This is a genomic window from Achromobacter sp. Marseille-Q4962 (assembly GCF_943737005.1).
Classification (GTDB): Bacteria; Pseudomonadota; Gammaproteobacteria; order Burkholderiales; family Burkholderiaceae_B; genus Achromobacter.
The window spans coordinates 37,384-56,093 of sequence record NZ_CALSFU010000012.1 but is presented as its reverse complement, the minus strand read 5'-3'; the positions used below and the strand labels follow the sequence as shown (position 1 = coordinate 56,093).

Genomic DNA, 18,710 nt, shown 5'->3' with positions numbered 1-18,710 from the left:
TGTCCGTTCAGAAGCGGTACCTGGCGGTGGCCACCACGGTGCGCGGCTCGCCCGGCCGGATCTGGCCGGCGCTGGCGGCCGAGGCGTAGTAGGTCTTGTCGGCCAGGTTGCGCATGGCCAGGGTCCAGTCCCAGCGCGCCTGTCGGTAGCCCACCGCCGCGTCCCAGCGCGCGTAGCCCGGCAGCGTCACGGTATTGGCGCTGTCGGCATAGCGCTGGCCCATGAACGTGGCGCCGATTTCGCCATGCCAGCCCTCGGCGGGCCGGTAAGCCAGGTAGATGCCGCCGTTGCGCTGCGCCACATTGCCCACGCGCCGGCCGGCCATGCCGTTGCCGTCCTTCACGATGGAGGCATGCTGCAGGCCCAGCCCGCCGCGCAGGTACCAGTTCGCGGCCAGCCGGCCGGCGGCGGTGAGCTCCAGCCCGCGCGAACGCTGCAGGCCGGTGAGCCGGATGAAGGAGGGATCGTCCGGGTCGCGCGTGCGCCGGTTGTAGAGTTCGAGCTGATAGACCGCCAGCGTGGTGCTCAGGCCGCCGCCCAGCCAGTCGCTCTTGACGCCCGCCTCGTACTGGCGGGTGTGCTCCGGCGGAAGGCGGTTGGCGTTGCCCCGGGCGTTGGGCGCGATGCCGATCGTGCCGCCGCCGGTGGGCGAGAAGGTCTTGCTGTATGAGGCATAGAACGAATGCGCGGGCAGCGGGCTCCAGACCACGCCCAGGCGGGGACTCACGCCGCGGCTGCGGTGCGAAGCCGACATGCCGAGCACGCGGTTGGCGGATTCGATGCGGAAGCGGTCCAGGCGCACCCCGGCCAGCACGCTCCACGCCCCGCTGAAGCGGATCTGGTCCTGCAGATAGAAGCCGCGGCTTTCCGCCTGGTGGCGGGCGTCGCTGGCAAGCTCCATGGCGCCCTGGTGCTGCTGCGACAGATCGGGGCGGTACAGATCGAGCTGGGGCACCGGCCGCGCGCCCGGGCCCCGCGACGCCGCCCGATGCAGCGTGGGAGAACGTTGCTGGTCGCCGAACTCCAGCCCCGCAAGCACGCGATGCTCGATGCCCGCGGTATGGAACCGCCCTTCCGTTTCCAGGTTGTTGACGATGTTGCGGGTGTTGAGGTCCTGCTGCCAGCGTACGCGGCCTACCTTGCCGGTGGCCGCGCGATAGCCGGTGAGGTAGGTATTGTCGAACTCGCTGTGCAGCCGGAAGACGCCCAGCGTGTGGCGCACCTGCCAATCGGGCGAGAGGCGGTAGGCGAGCCGCGAGCGGAAGCCGCGCGCGCGGTCGTCGATGTAGTCGCGCCCGGGGTCGCCGTAGGTGGCGCGGCGGCCCACATCGGCCGGGCGGCCGTCCACGCCGGGCACGCCCCGGTCGGGCGTGCGCCGGTAGCGGCTGTATTCGTACTGGGCCACCCAGTCCAGGCCCGGCGCGACGCGCCAATGGACCGAAGGCGCGAAGAGCTGCCGCGTGCCCTCGATGCGGCGGCGGAAGCTGTCCTGCTCTTCCTGGCCCGCGTTCAGGCGGAGGCTGACCGAGTCGCCGGGATCGGCGCTCAGGTCCGCGTAGAAGCTGCGCAGGTTCCAACTGCCCGCCTGCGCTTCGAGACTGGATTCGCGGCCGGGCTGCGGCGCCTTGCTCACCCGGTTGACGATGCCGCCCTGGCTTCCGCGTCCATAGAGCACGGCCGCCGGCCCCTTGAGCACCTCCACCCGCTCGATATTGCGCAGGTCGCGCACGTACTGGCTGTCGTCGCGGATGCCGTCGAGATAGAAATCGCTGCCGGCAGCGAAGCCGCGGATGCGCAGCGCGTCAAAGCGCGTGTCCTGTGCGCTGGACACGTTCGGGATGCCGGCCAGCGCCTCGCCCAGCGTGGACGCGCCGTACTTGCGCAGTTCGTCGAGCTTGACCGCGTCGATGGCCTGCGGCACCTCGCGCGCCGGCGTGCGCGTGCGGGTCGCCGTGTCGACCTCGGACACGCGCGGATCGTCGGCGTCCGCGCCGTCGACGCGGATCGCGGGCAGGTGCGCCGTGGCCGCATGAGCCGGCGGCAAAGGCAGGGCAAGAATTAGCGTGCCCAGGCCCAGGGCGCGGGAGAGAGTGGAAACAGACATCGCGAGCCTCGTTGTGTGGTGATGCGAGTCGCGATGCTATAGATAATGATAATCATTAGTATATAGGAAGAATCTGGGCCGGCGGCGGGGAAGACCGGCCGGCGCACCCGATTTCCCGACTCCTCCCTATGCATGAACCGCGGGCTTGCCGGCCCCGTTCCGCGCGTGCGCGGCGCCATGCGGGTTCTCGGGCGGCGCCTCATCCTTTTTCTCCACCCGCCCTTCCGCCAACGGTGGGAGGGCGCCGCGGCGCGGCGGCGTTTCCCGGCGGTTTCACTCCCGACTTTGGCCTACGGACAAGTCTGGCCAACCGGCGGAGTTTTGCATGAGACGAAGGACGAGTTCTCTGGATTAGTCTGATTACGCAGTACTTCGACTCACCTTGACCGATTGGACGAAAGCAAATGAATCAATTCATTCATCAGGACTGCCACCCCTTTACCGCCGCCGGCAATCTGAAACAGATCTCCGCGTACTACGAGGAGGGACGACGCGTCATGTGGATGATGCTGCGAGCGCAGCCGCGGCCCTGCTTCAATCATGAACTGATCGACGAGATCATGACGCTGGCGCGCGCCGCCAAGGACTCCGGCCTGCCGATCGACTTCTGGGTCACGGGCTCGCTGGTGCCCCAGATCTACAACGTCGGCGGCGACCTGAACTTTTTCGCCGAAGCCATCCGCAACGGCAAGCGCGAAGCGCTGCGGGCCTATGCCCGCGCGTGCGTGGATTGCGTGCACGCAGCCACCCGCGGCTTCGACACGGGCGCCATCTCGCTGGCCATGATCGAAGGCACGGCGCTGGGCGGCGGCTTCGAGGCGGCGCTGGCGCACCACTTCGTGCTGTCCCAGAACAACGCGCGCCTGGGCTTTCCGGAAATCGCCTTCAATCTGTTCCCGGGCATGGGCGGCTACTCTTTGGTGGCGCGCCGCTCGGGCATGAAGCTGGCCGAAGAGCTGATCGGCACCGGCGAATCGCACACGGCCGAATGGTTCCATGCGCGCGGGCTGGTGGACGTGCTGTTCGAACCCGGCGAGGCCTACCGGGCCACGCGCACCTTCATCGACGTGATGCGGCCCAAGCTCAACGGCATGCGCGCCATGCTGCGCGCGCGCCAGCGCGTGCTGGCGCTGTCGCGCTCGGAACTGATGGACATCACCGAAGACTGGGTGGAAGCCGCCTTCTCCATCGACCCGAAAGACCGGGCCTATATGGAACGGCTGGTGATCGCCCAGAACCGCCGCAGCGCGGCCAGCGGTGAAACCGCCATGGAGGCGACCATGCACTGAGCGCGGCGCGGACCGGCCTGCGGAGCCGCCCCGGCGGCTCCGCGATCGCGAACACGCCGTTCAGGCAATGAGGTGCAGGCGGCTGCGCCGGTTGAGCCAGGCCGTGAACTCCGGCCCGGGCATGGGCTTGGCGTACAGGTAGCCCTGCTTGGCGTCCACGCCCAGCGTATCCAGGAACGCCGTTTCTTCGTGGGTTTCCACCCCTTCGGCGATCACCTTGAGCTCCAGGGTGCGGGCCACCGCCACGATGGCGCGCGCCAGGGCCTGCGAAACGGGGTTTTCGTTGACGCCGCGCACGAAGCTGGCGTCGAGCTTGATGGCGTCCAGCGGCAGGCGCGCCAGTTGCGACAGCGACGAATAGCCGGTGCCGAAGTCGTCCATGTGCACGCGCGCGCCGAGCTGGCGGAACTGCTTGATGAGCCCGATGGCCGCGTCTTCGTCTTCGACCAGGCAGCTCTCCGTAAGCTCGATGTCGAGCATGCACTCGCCGCCTGCGTCGCTGATGGCCCGCATGAAATCGCTGACCACGCCCTTGTCGTCGAGCTGCCGCGCCGACATGTTGATCGCGATGCGGATGTCCAGGCCCTGCCTGCGCCATTCGGCGGCCTGGCGCGCCGCCTCGCGCATGACCCACACGCCGAGCTGCGAGATAAGGCCCGATTCCTCGGCATAGGGAATGAACACGTCGGGGCCGATGAGGCCGCGCTCGGGCGAGCGCCACCGCACCAGGGCTTCCACGCCGTCGACTTCGCCCGTGCGGCTGGCCAGCTTGGGCTGGTAGTAGAGCATCAGGTGGTTTTCGGCCAGCGCCTTGCGCAGGTTGGTGTCCAGCCATACGTAGTCGGCGTTGCGGCGGTCCATATCGGGCTGGAAGACCCGGTAGGTGTGGCGGCCCGCTTCCTTCGCCACGTACATGGCGATGTCGGCGCTGCGCACGACGCTGTCCAGGTCGGCGCCATGGTCGGGATACATGGCGATGCCGATGGAGCAGCTCGTGTAGACCTCGATCAGGCCCTGCCGGAATGGCTCGCGCAGACGCTCGATGATGCGCTGCGCGGTGGCCTCCAGCTCCCAGACCTGGGCGTGTTCCTGCAGCACGATGAACTCGTCGCCGCCCAGGCGGGCCAGCGTCTGGCCTTCCGAGAGGCAGCTCGAAATGGCCACCGACACGGTTTTCAGCAGGTGGTCGCCGAAACCGTGGCCGTAGTGGTCGTTGACGCGCTTGAAGTTGTCCAGGTCGAGGAACAGCACCCCGCCGCGTCCGCCCCCGCCCGCGGAAAGCGCCCGCTTCAGCCGCTCCGTGATGGCATGGCGGTTGGGCAGGTCAGTGAGCATGTCGGTATTGGCCAGCACCCGCAGCCGCTCCTGCGCCTGGCGCTCTTCGGTGATGTCGGTGCCCGAGCAGATGAGGTAGACGCGCTTCTCGCCGCTGCCGCTGGTGACGAACTTGTTGCGGAACAGGAAGAGCCGCGGCCCCTTCACGGTGTTGATGAGGCGCTCGACCTCGTAGGAATGGCCGTGCCGGTAGAAGGCGGCGATGTTGCGGCGGGACGCGGCCGCTTCCTCGCGCGTCATGAACATCTCGAAGACGCTGCGGCCCACGATGTCCTGCTCGCGCTTGCCGGTGTATTCCTCGCTGAGCTTGTTAAAGCGCTGGACGCGGCCGTGCTGGTCGACGATGACGATGACGGAGTTGGCCTCGGACACCACCGTCTCGGCAAACGAAAGGCCCTCGACCAGGTCTTTTGCCACGGATTCGGTGTCGGCCAGGGCGGATGCGGTGCCGGCCCATTCGTTGGGGCCGATTTTCCGGCCGACGAGGTGCAGGCGGATCGGGTCGCCGTAAAGCGTGACGTCGATGCGCAGGCTGGAAGTGATGCCCGTGAGCGAACGGATGCTGTCGGCCTGTTCGGGGCGCAGCGCCATCGCGATGTTGGTGGCCCCCTTCACGGCGGCGAGCTCGATGGCATCGCTGTCGCCGGCTAGCCGCCAATATGGGCTGTGTGTACCGAAATGCGTATACAGGACCGCTTTGTCGTCCTGATGCTCAGTCATTGGTATCCCCCCGCCGTCCTTGGATGGCTCGCAAAGTACATTACGGCCTAGTCCTTCCGGGGTCAACCACAATGTGCATTGCGGCAAAGGCGCGGCGCCCAGGCACGGGCCGGCGCGCCATGCGGCGCTGCGTCAACGGGCCGGCCCCGCGCAAGCGGAGCCGGGGCCGCGACGGGCCGGGCCGGGCCGGTTTACTCCGGCTTGACCCCCGCCTCGTCGATGACCTTGGTCCAGCGCGCCACTTCCGCCGACACGCGGGCGCGGGCATCGGCCGGCGAGGTCCAGGTGGCGATGGCGCCCTGCTTGAGCAGCGACGCCTGCACGTCCGGCTTGGCCAGGATCTTCTTCAGGTCGCCGTTGAGCCGTCCGATCACGGGCGCCGGCGTGCCGGCCGGGGCCACGATGCCGAACATCGAGCTCACCTCGAAGCCGGGCAGGCCGGCCTGGCTGGCGGTGGGCACGTCCGGCAGCGCCTCGACGCGCTCGGCGGAAGCCACCGCCAGGGCGCGCAGCTTGCCCGCCTTGATGTTGGCCTGCGCGGCGGGCACGGTTTCGATCATGCTGAGCACCTGCCCGCCCATCAGGTCGGTCATGGCCGGGCCGCTGCCCTTATAGGGCACGTGCAGGATGTCCACCCCGGCCATGCGCTTGAACATCTCGCCCGCCAGGTGCTGGGGCGAGCCGTTGCCGGCCGAGGCCATGGTGACGTAGCCGGGCTTGGACTTGGCCAGCGCGACCAGCTCCTGCAGGCTCTTGGCCGGCACCGACGGGTTGACCACGAAGACCAGGGGCACCGTGCCCACGATGGACACCGGCGCGAAGCTCTTTTCCACGTCATAACTGACGCGGCCCTTGTAGAGGGCGGCATTGATCGAGTGGCTGGTCAGCGCGCCCATGAGCAGCGTGTAGCCGTCGGGCGCGGCCTTGGCGACCTGGTCCGCTCCGATGTTGCCGGCCGCGCCGGCGCGGTTTTCCACGATGACGGACTGGCCCAGCGAGCCGGTCAGTTCCTGCGCCAGCACGCGGCCGATGACGTCGGTGGCGCCGCCGGGCGGGTAAGGCACGATGAGGCGCACGGGCTTGTCGGGATAGCCGTCCGCGGCGGCCAGGGCCGGCGCGCACAGCCCGGCACAGGCGGCGAGCAGCGAGACGAGCAGGGTGCGGCGCGGCCGCGAGCGCAGTGGGAACATAGGGGTCTCCTGCCGGGGTGGTATAGGAATGAAAGCGACGCCCGGTTCGTCGACGGCCCCAAGTTTAGGGGCCGGAACTTGATAGATGAATCAGAATTTTTCTATCGACTGATCTTGTTCTGATATCAATAAATCGGCCAAGGAAAATTTCTTGCGCGCGCTTTCCCGGCGTGAGTATGATGGCCGGTCCAGATTATCAATAATATTATCAGGATGACAAATGACGGATGAGATCAAGCGCGGCCAGCCTGGAAACGGCCCTTTCGATAGCGCCGACGACGCGCGCGGCGTGGCCCGCGGCCTGACCAACTACGGCGACCGCGGCTTCTCGCTGTTTCTGCGCAAAGCCTTCATCAAGGGCGCGGGCTACACGGACGACGCGCTCTCGCGCCCCATCATCGGCATCGTCAATACCGGCAGCAGCTACAACCCCTGCCACGGCAACGCGCCCCAGCTCATCGAGGCGGTGAAGCGCGGCGTCATGCTGGCGGGCGGGCTGCCCATGGACTTCCCCACCATCTCGGTGCACGAAAGCTTCTCGCAGCCCACCAGCATGTACCTGCGCAACCTCATGTCCATGGACACCGAGGAAATGATCCGCGCCCAGCCCATGGATGCGGTGGTGCTGATCGGCGGCTGCGACAAGACCGTTCCGGCCCAGCTCATGGGCGCTTCCTCGGCCGGGGTGCCGGCGATCCAGCTCGTGACGGGCTCCATGCTCACCGGCTCGCATCGCGGCGAGCGCGTGGGCGCCTGCACGGACTGCCGCCGCTACTGGGGCCGCTACCGCGCCGAGGAAATCGACGCGCAGGAGATCGCCGACGTGAACAACCAGCTGGTGGCCAGCGTGGGCACCTGTTCCGTCATGGGCACGGCCAGCACCATGGCCTGCCTGACCGAGGCGCTGGGCATGATGGTGTCGGGCGGCGCCTCGGCGCCGGCCGTCACCGCCGACCGCATCCGGGCCGCCGAGCGCACCGGCGCCACCGCCGTGGCCATGGCCGCCTCGCGCCTCACGCCCGAGCGCATCATTACGGGCAAGTCCATCGAGAACGCGCTGCGCGTGCTGCTGGCCATCGGCGGCTCCACCAACGGCATCGTGCACCTGACCGCCATCGCCGGCCGCCTGGGCATCGACATCGACCTGGCCGGACTGGACCGCCTGAGCCGCGAAACCCCGGTGCTGGTCGACCTCAAGCCCTCCGGCCAGCACTACATGGAAGACTTCCACCATGCCGGCGGCATGCCCGCCCTGCTGCGCGAACTGCGCCCCCTGCTGCACCTGGACGCGCTGACGGTCTCGGGCCGCACGCTGGGCGAAGAGCTGGACGACGCCCCGCCCCCCTTCGCGCAAGACGTGATCCGCACGCCGGCCTCCCCCATCTATCCCGCTGGCGGCCTGGCCGTGCTGCGCGGCAATCTCGCCCCCGGCGGCGCCATCATCAAGCAGTCGGCCGCCAACCCGCAACTGATGGAGCACGAAGGCCGCGCGGTGGTGTTCGAAGACGCCGAAGACATGGCGCGCCGCATCGACGACGACACCCTCGACGTGAACGCCGACGACATCCTGGTGCTCAAGCGCATCGGGCCCACGGGCGCGCCCGGCATGCCCGAGGCCGGCTACATGCCCATTCCCAAGAAGCTGGCGCGCGCCGGCGTGAAGGACATGGTGCGCATTTCCGACGGCCGCATGAGCGGCACGGCGGCCGGCACCATCGTGCTGCACGTCACGCCCGAGGCCGCCATCGGCGGGCCGCTGGCCTATGTGCAGACGGGGGATCGCATCCGCCTGTCGGTGGCCCGGCGCGAAATCAGCCTGCTGGTCGACGATGCCGAGCTGGCGCGGCGCGCGGCGGCCGGGCCGGTAGAGCGCCCGTCGGCCGAGCGCGGCTACCGCAGGCTTTTCATGCAGGCGGTGACGCAAGCCGACCAGGGCGTGGACTTCGACTTCCTGCGCGCCGCCGTCACCCGCGACACGGTGCCCAAGCCCTGATCCCGCCCATGAACGCCATCGACCCGTCGGCCTCCCGGGCCGCCGCGCCCGCCGCCTCGCGGGACGCGCTGCAGGCCGCCATCGAGACCCTGGAAGAAGACATCGTCTTCGGCCGGCTGCATCCGCGCCAGCGGCTCACCGAAGACGAGCTCATGGCCCGCTTTGGCCTGAAGCGGCACGTAGTACGCCAGGCGCTGGCCGAGCTGGAGCAGCTGGGCGTGGTGGAGCGGCGGCGCAACGTGGGCGCGGTGGTGCGGGCCTACACGGCCCGCGAAGTGAGCGAGCTGTATGCCCTGCGCGAAGTGCTGGAAGTGCATGCGGCCGGCCTCATTGCGCTGCCCGTTCCGCCCGCCCGCCTGGCGGCCCTGATCGCGGTGCAGCGCGAACACGACGAGGCGGTGGCCGACGGCGACGCGCCGCGCGTGTTCCGCAGCAACCAGCGGTTCCACCGCGAGTTCTTCGCCCTCATGGACAACGCCGTGCTGGCCCAGGCCATCGAGGAGTACGCGCGCCGCACCCATCCCATCCGCTTCGGCACGCTGACCTCGCCAGCCTGGCGCGAGCGTTCGCGTCAGGAGCACTGGGCCATGATCCAGGCCCTGCGCGAAGGCAACCGCCAGGCGCTGGCGGCCGTGTGCCGCGAACACCTGCTGCCCTCGCGCGACGCCTATCTGGCGGCCGAAGCCGCCCGTCTCGGCTAGGGCCTGGCTCGGCCGCTCAGCGCGGTGCGTCCGCCAGCGATTCGCGCAGCATGCGCACCAGCGCGGCGGCAGCCGGCGCCAGGCTGCGGTTGCGCGCCGTGACCAGCCCGATGGACCGCTCGGCCACCGGCCCGACGAGCGGCCGCTGCACGATGCCGCGCTGGGCCACGGCCCCGGCCGCGATCTCCGGCAGCGCCGCCACCCCGAAGCCGCATTCCACCATGGCCACGATGGTGGTCAAGTGCTCGGCCTCGAAGGCCGGAACGAAGCGGATGCGGTTCTGCAGAAAGGCCCATTCGGTGTACTGCCGCACACTGCTGGGATGCACCATGGAGACGTGCGCCGCGCCCGCGGTGTCGGCCCAGCGCAGCGGCCCCTGCGCGCGGGCCAGCGCGTGCGCCTCGGGAATCAGGAGCAGAAAGCTGTCGGACATCAGCGGCACGTAATGCAGGTCGGCCTGCTGGGGGTCGGCCGCGGTCAGCGCGAAGTCCACCTCGCCCGCGCGCACCAGGTCGAACGCCGGGCCGGAAAGCGTGTCGCGCACCTTGAGCGCCACGTGCGGATGGGCCTGGCGGTATGCCATGAGCACGCGCGGCAGCAGCCGCGCCGCCAAGGAAGGCAGCGCCGCCACGGAAACCTCGCCGTGCTCGGCGCTGGCGATGGCGCCCACCGCCGCGATGGCGTCGCGAAACGCGGCCTGCAGGCTGGCGGCCTGCTGCATGAAGGCCTGCCCCGCCGCCGTCAGCCGCACGGTGCGGGTGGTGCGGTCGAACAGGCGCACGCCCAGCGCGTCCTCGATGCGCTGCACCTGCGTGGACAGCGCCGATTGCGACAGGTGCAACTGCGCCGCCGCCTGCCGGAAATTGAGCGTGCGCCCCAGCACCAGCGTGGTGTCGATGTCGCGCATCGACAGGTTGATCTGCATGAGTCCCCCGCCACATTAATCGTGAATTTCGATCATTCTATAAAAAAAATCTGATTCATCAATCAAATCGGCTTCTCTACACTCGTCGCCGGCGCAACCCAGAATTCCGAGCAAGGAGCCGAACATGCAGAGCAATACAACCCCGCTGCCCAACCCCGGCGCGGCGCACGCCGTGGTGGTGGGCGGCGGCACCATGGGCGCCGACGTGGCCGTGGTGCTGACCCGCGCGCAATGCCGCACCACCATCGTCGAACCCGATGCCGCCCGCGCCGCGGGCCTGCCGGCGCGCGTGGCGGAGAACCTGCGCGCCATCGGGCGCGAAGGCAACGCCGGCCGGCTGGCGGTGGCCGCCGGCCTGGACGACGTGGACTGGTCCGGCGTGGACCTCGTCATCGAGTGCATTCCCGAACGGCTGGACATCAAGCAGGCGCTCTTTGCCGAGCTGGAGCGCCGGGCCCGGCCCGACGCCATCCTGGCCAGCAACAGCTCCAGCTTTCCCATCAGCGCGATCGGCCGGGGCCTGGGCACCGGCGCCCGCATGCTGGGCCTGCATTTCTTCATGCCCGCCCACCTGGTGCCGCTGGTGGAGGTCGTCATGGGCGAGTCGTCCGACGAGAGCCGCGCCGATGCGCTCATCGCCTTCATGCGCCGCTGCGGCAGCGTGCCGGTGAAGGTGCGCCAGGACCTGCCGGGCTTTCTGGCCAACCGGCTGCAGCACGCGCTTTCGCGCGAGGCCTTCGACCTCATCGACCGCGGCATCGCCTCGCCCGAGGATGTGGACGCGGCGGTGCGTTTCGGCTTCGGCTTCCGCTTCCTGGCGGCCGGGCCCGTCATGCAGCGCGACCACGCCGGCATCGACGTGCATGCGGCCGCCGGCGCGACCATGTACCCCACCTTCTGCAATGCGGACCATCCCGCGCGCTGCCTGGCCGAGCGCGCCCGCGACGGCCGCCACGGCATGAAGGCGGGCGCGGGCTTCTATGAATGGACGCCCGAGACTATCGCCGCCGAGCGCGCCCGCTACGACAGGCTGCTGTGCGCGGGCCTGGACCTGATTGCCCCCGAACTGCCGGAGATCCAGCCTTGAACGCCGCCGCCACGACGCGCCAGCCCCTGGCGCAATCGCCCGTCATCATTACCGTCGCGCCCAACGGCGCGTACAAGAAAGCCGCCGACCATCCCGCCGTGCCGACGACCCCCGAGGCGCTGGCCCGCGAAGCGCGCGCCTGCCTTGAGGCGGGCGCGGCCATGATGCACATGCACGTGCGCAAGCCCGACGGCAGCCACCTGCTCGACGCCGGCGCCTACCGCGAGGCGCTGGCCGCCGTGCGCGAGGCCGTGGGCGACGAGATGCTGGTGCAGGTGACCAGCGAGGCGGCCGGCGTCTACCGCGCCGCCGAACAGATGGCGGTGGTGCGCGAGCTGGCGCCCGAGGCCGTGTCCATCGGGCTGCGCGAGATCGCGGTGCCCGAGATCGCGGAGGCCGAGCTCGCGGCGTTCCTGGCATGGCTGGCCGAACGCCGCATCATGACGCAGATCATTCTCTACGACGAAGGCGACGTGCGGCGCTGGCTCGCGCTGCGCGCCCGCGGCCTGGCGCCTCCCGGCGCATGGTCGGTGCTCTTCGTGCTGGGCCGCTACAGCGCGGGCCAGGTGTCGTCGGCCTACGACCTGCTGCCGTTCCTGCAGGCCTACGACCACTCCCTGCCCTGGGCGGTGTGCGCGTTCGGCCCCGAGGAAAACGCCTGCGTCGCCACGGCGGCGGCCTTCGGCGGCCACATGCGCGTGGGCTTCGAGAACAACCTCAGGCTGCGCGACGGGGCCATCGCGGCCGGCAACGCGGACCTGGTGCGCCAGGCGGCCGAAGGCGCCCGCGCCCTGGGCCGCCCGCTGGCCACCGCCGCCGACGCGCGCCTCATCTACGGCCAGGTGCGCTGACCGGAAACCGCGCGCCGGACGCGCTCGCCATATACCAAACCTCATTTCGCGCGCGCCCGACGGCGCGCTTTTTTTTCGCGGCGCGGCGTTGACGCGCCGTCCCCCGCGCTGCTACAAATTCACGAATCCGCACGTTGAACGCAATACCCCGACCTTTCCAGTGAGGTGGTGTGTGTCAAACGATTCCGATGCGCTGACCAAGTCCCAGGAACTGCGCAGCTTCGTGTTCCTGGCGGCGATCATTGCTCCCGTGCTGGCGGTCGTCATCGTCGCGGGCTACGGGTTCCTGGTCTGGTTCTATCAGATGCTCGCGGGCCCTCCGGGCTCCTGAAACGCCGTCATGGAGCCAGCCATGCACGCGCTTTCCTGTTCCCCCTGTCCTCCGCCCGCCGAGCTGCACATCGCCAGCATGGTGGTGCATGCGCTGGTGCGCAAGCTCGACACCGTGCGCGCCGGCATCCTCGCCGTCGAAGGCGCGGAGATCCATGCCGTTTCCGGCGCCGGCAAGATAGTCGTCACCCTGGAAGCCCCCTCCACCGAGCAAATGATGGCGCGCATCTCCGAGATACAGCGCCTCGACGGCGTGCTCGCGTCCGCGCTGGTGTACCAGCACGCCGAGACGCTGGACGCCATGAACGAGGAGATCGACGATGGCAATGCCCCGTAGGGAATTCATCAAGCAATCGGCCGCCGCGGCCGCCGCCACGGTGGCGGGCATTCCGATCGTCGGCTACGCGCAGAACATCGTGACCGAATCCGAGGCCGCCAAGCTGAAATGGTCCAAGGCGCCCTGTAGATTCTGCGGCACGGGTTGCGGCGTGAACGTGGCGGTCAAGGACAACCAGGTCGTGGCCACGCACGGCGATTTCAACGCCGAGGTCAACAAGGGCCTGAACTGCGTCAAGGGCTATTTCCTGTCCAAGATCATGTACGGCGCCGACCGCCTCACGCAGCCGCTGCTGCGCATGAAGAACGGGCGGTACGCCAAGGACGGAGAATTCGCGCCGGTGTCGTGGGACCAGGCGTTCGACGTCATGGCCGAGCAGTTCAAGCGCGTGCTGCGCGACAAAGGCCCCACCGCCGTGGGCATGTTCGGCTCGGGGCAATGGACGGTATGGGAAGGCTACGCCGCGCTCAAGCTCATGAAGGCGGGCTTCCGGTCCAACAACCTCGACCCCAACGCGCGCCATTGCATGGCCTCGGCCGCCGTGGGGTTCATGCGCACCTTCGGGGCCGACGAGCCCATGGGCTGCTACGACGACATCGAGAACGCCGACGCCTTCGTGCTGTGGGGCTCCAACATGGCGGAGATGCATCCCATTCTGTGGACCCGCGTGACCGACCGGCGCCTGTCCGCGCCCAAGACCCGGGTGGCGGTGCTGTCCACCTTCGAGCACCGTTCCTACGACCTGGCCGACCTGACGCTCACCTTCACGCCGCAGACCGACCTGGCGATCCTGAACTACATCGCGAACCACATCATCAAGACCAAGCGCGTGAACCGCGACTTCGTGGACAAGCACACGGTCTTCCACCAGGGCGTGACCGACATCGGCTACGGGCTGCGGCCCGATCATCCGCTGCAGAAGGCCGCCAAGAACGCCGCCAACCCCGGCGCGTCCAAGCCCATCGATTTCGAGGAGTACGCGCGCTTCGTCTCCAAGTACGACCTGGACTACACGGCCAAGCTGAGCGGCGTGCCCAAGAACCGGCTGGAAGAACTGGCCGAGATGTACGCCGACCCGAAGGTGCGCGTGACCTCGTTCTGGACCATGGGGTTCAACCAGCACACGCGCGGCGTGTGGGCCAACAATCTCGTCTACAACATCCACCTGCTGACGGGCAAGATCTCCACGCCGGGCAACAGCCCCTTCTCGCTCACGGGCCAGCCCTCGGCCTGCGGCACGGCGCGCGAAGTAGGCACGTTCTCGCACCGGCTGCCGGCCGACCTGGTGGTCACCAATCCCAAGCACCGCGCCCACGCGGAAGAACTCTGGCAGCTGCCCGAGGGCACCATTCCCGACAAGGTGGGCGCGCACGCCGTGCTGCAGAACCGCATGCTCAAGGACGGCTCCATCAACGCCTATTGGGTGATGGTCAACAACAACATGCAGGCGGCCGCCAACCTCATGAACGAAGGGCTGCCGGGCTACCGCAATCCCGACAACTTCATCGTGGTGTCGGACGCCTACCCCACGGTCACGACCATCTCGGCCGACCTGATCCTGCCGGCGGCCATGTGGGTGGAAAAGGAAGGAGCCTACGGCAACGCCGAGCGCCGCACGCAGTTCTGGCACCAGCTGGTCGATGCGCCGGGACAGGCCCGCTCCGACCTGTGGCAACTGATGGAGTTCTCCAAGCGATTCAAGGTGGAGGAAGTCTGGCCCGCCGACCTGCTCGCCAAGAAACCCGAGTACCGCGGCAAGACGCTGTACGACGTGCTGTTCGCCAACGGCCAGGTAAACCGGTATCCGAACTCCGAGCGCGATCCCGGTTACGCCAACCAGGAATCCGACGCCTTCGGCTTCTACGTGCAGAAGGGCCTGTTCGAGGAATACGCGGCCTTCGGGCGCGGCCACGGGCACGACCTCGCGCCTTTCGACACCTACCACCAGGTGCGCGGCCTGCGCTGGCCGGTGGTCGACGGCAAGGAAACCCTGTGGCGCTACCGCGAGGGCAGCGACCCATACGTGAAGGCCGGCAAGGGCTTCGAGTTCTACGGCAACCCCGACGGCCGCGCCATCATCTACGCGCTGCCCTACGAGCCGCCGCCCGAATCGCCCGACGAAGAGTATCCGTTCTGGCTGTCTACCGGCCGCGTGCTGGAGCACTGGCATTCCGGGTCCATGACGCGGCGCGTGCCCGAGCTTTACCGCGCCTTTCCCAACGCAGTCTGTTTCATGCACCCCGACGATGCGCAGAAGCTGGGCCTGCGGCGCGGCGACGAGGTGGAGATCGTGTCGCGGCGCGAGCGGATGCGCTCGCGGCTGGAGACGCGGGGCCGCGACAAGCCGCCGCGCGGCCTGGTCTTCGTGCCCTGGTTCGACGCCGGCCAGCTCATCAACAAGGTCACGCTGGACGCCACCGACCCCATCTCGTTCCAGACCGACTTCAAGAAGTGCGCGGTCAAGATCGTCAAGGCCTGAGATCGCCGGGAGACAGCCATGAAGATCCGAGCCCCCGCCATCGCGCTTGCCCTGCTGCTGGCCTGGCCGGCCCTGGCCGCGCCGCCCCAGGACGTGGAAGACCCCATGCGCGGGCCCACGCCGGTGGCCGACGAGACCGATCCGCCGCTCATCAGCCCGATCGAGAACAAGGACATCAAGCGGGTGCGCAGCTATTCCATGCAGCCGCCCACCATTCCGCACAAGATCGACGGCTACCAGGTCGACCGCAGCTTCAACCGCTGCCTGGCCTGCCACGCCCGGGTGAACACCGAGGCCACCCAGGCCCCGCCCCTGAGCGTGACGCACTACATGGACCGCGACAGCAACGTGCTGGCCGAAGTCTCGCCGCGGCGGTATTTCTGTACGCAGTGCCACGTGCCGCAGGCCGAGGCCAGGCCGCTGGTGTCCAACACCTACCAGGACATCGACGTGATCCTGAAGCGGCTGACCGCCCCGGCGCCCGCGCAGAAATAAGGCACGGAGCCCGCCATGCTCGATCTCATCAAGCGCTACTGGAAAGTCATCACCCGCCCCAGCGTGCACTTCAGCCTGGGCTTTCTGACGGTGGGCGGTTTCATCGGCGGCGTGCTGTTCTGGGGCGCGTTCAACACCGCCATGGAACTGACCAACACGGAGAAATTCTGCACCGGCTGCCACGAGATGCGCGACAACGTCTTCGCCGAGCTCAAGAGCACCATCCATTACACGAACCGTTCCGGCGTGCGGGCCATCTGCTCCGACTGCCACGTGCCGCACAACTGGACCGACAAGATCGCGCGCAAGATGCAGGCATCCAAGGAAGTGTGGGGCAAGATCTTCGGCACCATCGACACCCGCGAGAAGTTCGTGGAGAAGCGGCTGGAACTGGCGCAGCACGAGTGGGCCCGCCTCAAGGCCAACGATTCGCTGGAATGCCGCAACTGCCACAACTACGACTCCATGGACTTCACGCGGCAGAGCGTGCGGGCGCAGAACATGCACTCGACCTACCTGGCCGACAAAAGCAAGACCTGCATCGACTGCCACAAGGGCATCGCCCACACGCTGCCGCCCATACCGCCCGACCTGGCCTCCAAGCTGGGCATGGGCGCGGAGACGGGCAATGCGCCCCATTGAGGCCGGCCCGCCCCTGCTGGCGGCGCGCGGGCTGCGCTGCCGGCGCGGCTGCGGCCGCGCGCTGGACTTCGAGCTGCCCGGCGGCCAGCTGCTGCTGGTGCGCGGCCCCAACGGCAGCGGCAAGACCAGCCTGCTGCGCACCCTGGCCGGGCTGCTGCGGCCCGCGCAGGGCAGCCTGCGCTGGCGCGGCCTGGACACGGCCCGCGAAGCGGGCGCCTACCGCGCGCAGATGGCCTATCTGGCGCACGCCAACGGCCTCAGCCCCGAATTGAGCGCGCGCGAGAACCTCGCCTGCGCGCTGCACGTGGCCGGCGCGCCGCTGCCCGCCGCGCGGCTGGAGGCGGCGCTGGAACGCTGGCGGCTGGCGGCCTGCGCAGACCTGCCGGCCGGCAGGCTGTCGCAGGGACAGCGGCGCCGGCTGGCGCTGGCGGCCATCGCCGGCAGCGGCAAACCGCTGTGGCTGCTCGACGAACCCGACGCCGGCCTGGACGCCGACGGCCTGGCGCTGCTGGACGCGGCGCTGGCCGCGCACCGCGCCGAAGGCGGCGTGGCGGTGCTGGCCTCGCACAGGCTGGCCGCCGCCGGCGCGCAAACCCTGGACATGGACGAACCGGATGCTGGCCACGCTGTCGCAGCTCACGCTGCGTGAAATCCGACTGTCCTGGAGACGGCCCGCGGAAACGCTGGGGGCCGCGCTGTTCTTCGTGGTGGCCGCGAGCCTGTTTCCGCTGGCCGTGGGCCCCGACCCGCAACGCCTGGCCGCCATCGGCCCGGGCGTGCTCTGGGTCTGCGCGCTGCTGGGCATTCTGCTCACGCTGCAGCGGCCCTTCGCGCAGGACCACGACAGCGGCGCGCTGGAGCAATGGCTGCTCTCGCCCCTGCCCCTGCCGCTCCTGGTGGGCGTGAAGCTGGCGGCCAACTGGCTCAGCGCATGCCTGCCCCTGGTGCTCGCCAGCCCCGTGGTGGCCCTGCAGTTCGGCCTGCCGCCGTCCGCGCTGGCGGTGCTGGCCCTGTCCCTGCTGCTGGGCACGCCCACGCTCGCGCTCATCGGCGGCCTGGGCGCGGCGCTTACGCTCGGCCTGCGCGGCGGCGCGCTGCTGCCGCTGCTGGTGCTGCCCCTGTACGCGCCCGTGCTGATCTTCGGCAGCGGCGCCGTCTCGGCCACCAGCGCGGGCCTGGGCGCCGGGCCGCAGTTGTCCCTGCTGGGCGCGTTCCTGTGCCTGGCGATCCTGCTCTGCCCCTGGAGCGCGGCGGCCGCGCTGCGCGTGGCGCTGGACTGAGGCGCGCATGCAGAAACATCCCGCCCTGCCGCAATCCCGCGCTTCCGCCTCCGGCCGCTGGCTGCGCTATGCCTCCCCCGTCCACTTCTATCCGCTGGCCGGCCGGCTGGCGCGGCGGTTCGCCGCGGCAGCGGCCGTGCTGGCCGTGGCGGGCCTGTATCTGGGGCTGGCGGTGGCGCCGGTGGACAGCCAGCAGGGCGAGGTCTACCGCATTCTGTTCATCCACGTCCCGGCGGCCTGGATGTCGATGTTCCTCTACGTGCTGACGGCGCTGTACGGCGCGCTGGGCCTGGTGTTCCATACCCGGCTGTCGTTCGTGATGATGCGCGCGCTGGCGCCCACGGGCGCGCTCTTCACCTTTCTCACGCTCTGGACCGGCGCGCTCTGGGGCAAACCCACCTGGGGCACGTGGTGGGTGTGGGACGCGCGCCTGACTTCCGAACTGATCCTGCTGTTCCTGTACCTGGGCTTCATGGCCTTGCAGGCCGCGGCCGCGGACGACGAGGCGCGCGCCGACCGCGGCGGCGCCATTCTGGCGCTGGCCGGCGTCGTCAACATCCCCATCATCTATTTCTCGGTGCAGTGGTGGAGCACGCTGCACCAGGGCGCGTCCATCCGCCTGGACAGCGCCCCCAGCATGACGCGCATCATGCTCGCGGCCACGCTGCTGATGCTGGCCGCGTGCTGGCTGTACAGCGCCGCGGCGGCGCTGGCGCGGGCCAGAACCCTGATCGCCCGGCGCGACCCCCCGGCGGCGCGGGAGCGGCCATGAGCTGGGACGCGCTGTTCTCGCCGGGCGGCCACGGCCCTTACCTCCTGGGAGCCTATGGCGTCTTCCTGGCCCTGCTGGGGCTGGAGGCATGGATGCTGTGGCGCGCGGGCCGGCGCCGCCGGCGCGCCGGTTCCCGCCGGCGCGCGGGAGAACCATCATGAGCCTCGCCCGGCCGCCGGG

At 69.3% G+C, this 18,710-nt stretch carries 18 protein-coding genes; 14 read left to right on the top strand and 4 right to left on the bottom strand.

Translation table 11 applies throughout. The annotated features are described in order from the left end of the window. Nucleotides 1–7 precede the first annotated feature (7 nt). The gene (locus tag NGJ44_RS12285) at nt 8–2,104 is read right to left on the bottom strand and encodes a TonB-dependent receptor (RefSeq protein WP_251864078.1); all 2,097 of its coding nucleotides are present in this window, start codon (nt 2,102–2,104) and stop codon (nt 8–10) included. A gap of 404 nt (nt 2,105–2,508) precedes the next feature. On the opposite strand from NGJ44_RS12285, the gene NGJ44_RS12280 reads away from it, so the two are divergent. Further along, a complete protein-coding gene (locus NGJ44_RS12280) occupies nt 2,509–3,393 on the top strand; it encodes a crotonase/enoyl-CoA hydratase family protein (protein ID WP_053244949.1) in 885 nt (294 codons plus the stop codon). Nucleotides 3,394–3,453: 60 nt separating this feature from the next. Here NGJ44_RS12280 and pdeR read toward each other — a convergent pair whose 3' ends face one another. Further along, on the bottom strand, nt 3,454–5,448 hold the full coding sequence (gene pdeR / locus NGJ44_RS12275; RefSeq protein WP_053244950.1) for a cyclic di-GMP phosphodiesterase: 1,995 nt from the start codon (nt 5,446–5,448) through the stop codon (nt 3,454–3,456). A gap of 191 nt (nt 5,449–5,639) precedes the next feature. Next, on the bottom strand, nt 5,640–6,638 hold the full coding sequence (locus NGJ44_RS12270) for a Bug family tripartite tricarboxylate transporter substrate binding protein (RefSeq protein ID WP_053246316.1): 999 nt from the start codon (nt 6,636–6,638) through the stop codon (nt 5,640–5,642). Nucleotides 6,639–6,858: 220 nt separating this feature from the next. Here NGJ44_RS12270 and NGJ44_RS12265 point away from each other — a divergent pair, with 220 nt between their 5' ends. Both NGJ44_RS12265 and NGJ44_RS12260 read left to right on the top strand, forming a co-directional pair. After that, nucleotides 6,859–8,631: an IlvD/Edd family dehydratase gene (locus NGJ44_RS12265; RefSeq protein WP_251864077.1), complete on the top strand. Its 1,773-nt coding sequence runs from the start codon at nt 6,859–6,861 to the stop codon at nt 8,629–8,631. 8 nt (nt 8,632–8,639) lie between these two features. Next, nucleotides 8,640–9,332 (top strand): GntR family transcriptional regulator, encoded by a 693-nt coding sequence (locus tag NGJ44_RS12260; RefSeq protein WP_251864076.1) that lies wholly within the window; start codon nt 8,640–8,642, stop codon nt 9,330–9,332. 16 nt (nt 9,333–9,348) lie between these two features. Here the strand turns inward: NGJ44_RS12260 and NGJ44_RS12255 are convergent, their stop codons facing one another. After that, on the bottom strand, nt 9,349–10,257 hold the full coding sequence (locus NGJ44_RS12255; RefSeq protein WP_251864075.1) for a LysR family transcriptional regulator: 909 nt from the start codon (nt 10,255–10,257) through the stop codon (nt 9,349–9,351). 124 nt (nt 10,258–10,381) lie between these two features. Here NGJ44_RS12255 and NGJ44_RS12250 point away from each other — a divergent pair, with 124 nt between their 5' ends. The 11 genes from NGJ44_RS12250 to ccmD all read left to right on the top strand — a co-directional run bounded on the left by NGJ44_RS12250 (nt 10,382) and on the right by ccmD (nt 18,691). Next, nucleotides 10,382–11,344 carry a 3-hydroxyacyl-CoA dehydrogenase family protein gene (locus tag NGJ44_RS12250; protein WP_251864074.1) on the top strand — a complete coding sequence of 321 codons (963 nt, stop codon included), beginning with the start codon at nt 10,382–10,384 and terminating at the stop codon, nt 11,342–11,344. Continuing rightward, nucleotides 11,341–12,195, top strand: coding sequence for a beta-keto acid cleavage family enzyme (locus NGJ44_RS12245; RefSeq protein WP_251864073.1), 855 nt, complete (start codon nt 11,341–11,343; stop codon nt 12,193–12,195). Before NGJ44_RS12250 ends, NGJ44_RS12245 begins: the two co-directional genes overlap by 4 nt. A gap of 172 nt (nt 12,196–12,367) precedes the next feature. Next, nucleotides 12,368–12,526, top strand: a complete 159-nt coding sequence (napE, locus tag NGJ44_RS12240; protein WP_053246323.1) for a periplasmic nitrate reductase, NapE protein — start codon at nt 12,368–12,370, stop codon at nt 12,524–12,526. Nucleotides 12,527–12,547: 21 nt separating this feature from the next. Beyond that, the gene (locus NGJ44_RS12235) at nt 12,548–12,862 is read left to right on the top strand and encodes a chaperone NapD (protein WP_053246322.1); all 315 of its coding nucleotides are present in this window, start codon (nt 12,548–12,550) and stop codon (nt 12,860–12,862) included. Then, entirely contained in the window at nt 12,846–15,341 is a 2,496-nt protein-coding gene (napA, locus tag NGJ44_RS12230) for a periplasmic nitrate reductase subunit alpha (RefSeq protein ID WP_251864072.1), read from the top strand. Before NGJ44_RS12235 ends, napA begins: the two co-directional genes overlap by 17 nt. An 18-nt stretch (nt 15,342–15,359) precedes the next feature. Beyond that, the gene (locus NGJ44_RS12225) at nt 15,360–15,836 is read left to right on the top strand and encodes a nitrate reductase cytochrome c-type subunit (protein WP_053246320.1); all 477 of its coding nucleotides are present in this window, start codon (nt 15,360–15,362) and stop codon (nt 15,834–15,836) included. Between the two features lie 15 nt (nt 15,837–15,851). After that, nucleotides 15,852–16,478, top strand: coding sequence for a cytochrome c3 family protein (locus NGJ44_RS12220; protein WP_053246319.1), 627 nt, complete (start codon nt 15,852–15,854; stop codon nt 16,476–16,478). Further along, nucleotides 16,465–17,127, top strand: a complete 663-nt coding sequence (gene ccmA / locus NGJ44_RS12215) for a heme ABC exporter ATP-binding protein CcmA (RefSeq protein WP_251864071.1) — start codon at nt 16,465–16,467, stop codon at nt 17,125–17,127. The genes NGJ44_RS12220 and ccmA overlap by 14 nt, the downstream gene beginning before the upstream one ends. Continuing rightward, nucleotides 17,093–17,758, top strand: coding sequence for a heme exporter protein CcmB (gene ccmB, locus NGJ44_RS12210; RefSeq protein WP_251864070.1), 666 nt, complete (start codon nt 17,093–17,095; stop codon nt 17,756–17,758). Before ccmA ends, ccmB begins: the two co-directional genes overlap by 35 nt. Nucleotides 17,759–17,765: 7 nt before the next feature. After that, nucleotides 17,766–18,530, top strand: coding sequence for a heme ABC transporter permease CcmC (ccmC, locus tag NGJ44_RS12205; RefSeq protein WP_251864069.1), 765 nt, complete (start codon nt 17,766–17,768; stop codon nt 18,528–18,530). Beyond that, a complete protein-coding gene (gene ccmD, locus NGJ44_RS12200) occupies nt 18,527–18,691 on the top strand; it encodes a heme exporter protein CcmD (RefSeq protein ID WP_251864068.1) in 165 nt (54 codons plus the stop codon). The genes ccmC and ccmD overlap by 4 nt, the downstream gene beginning before the upstream one ends. Nucleotides 18,692–18,710 lie beyond the last annotated feature (19 nt).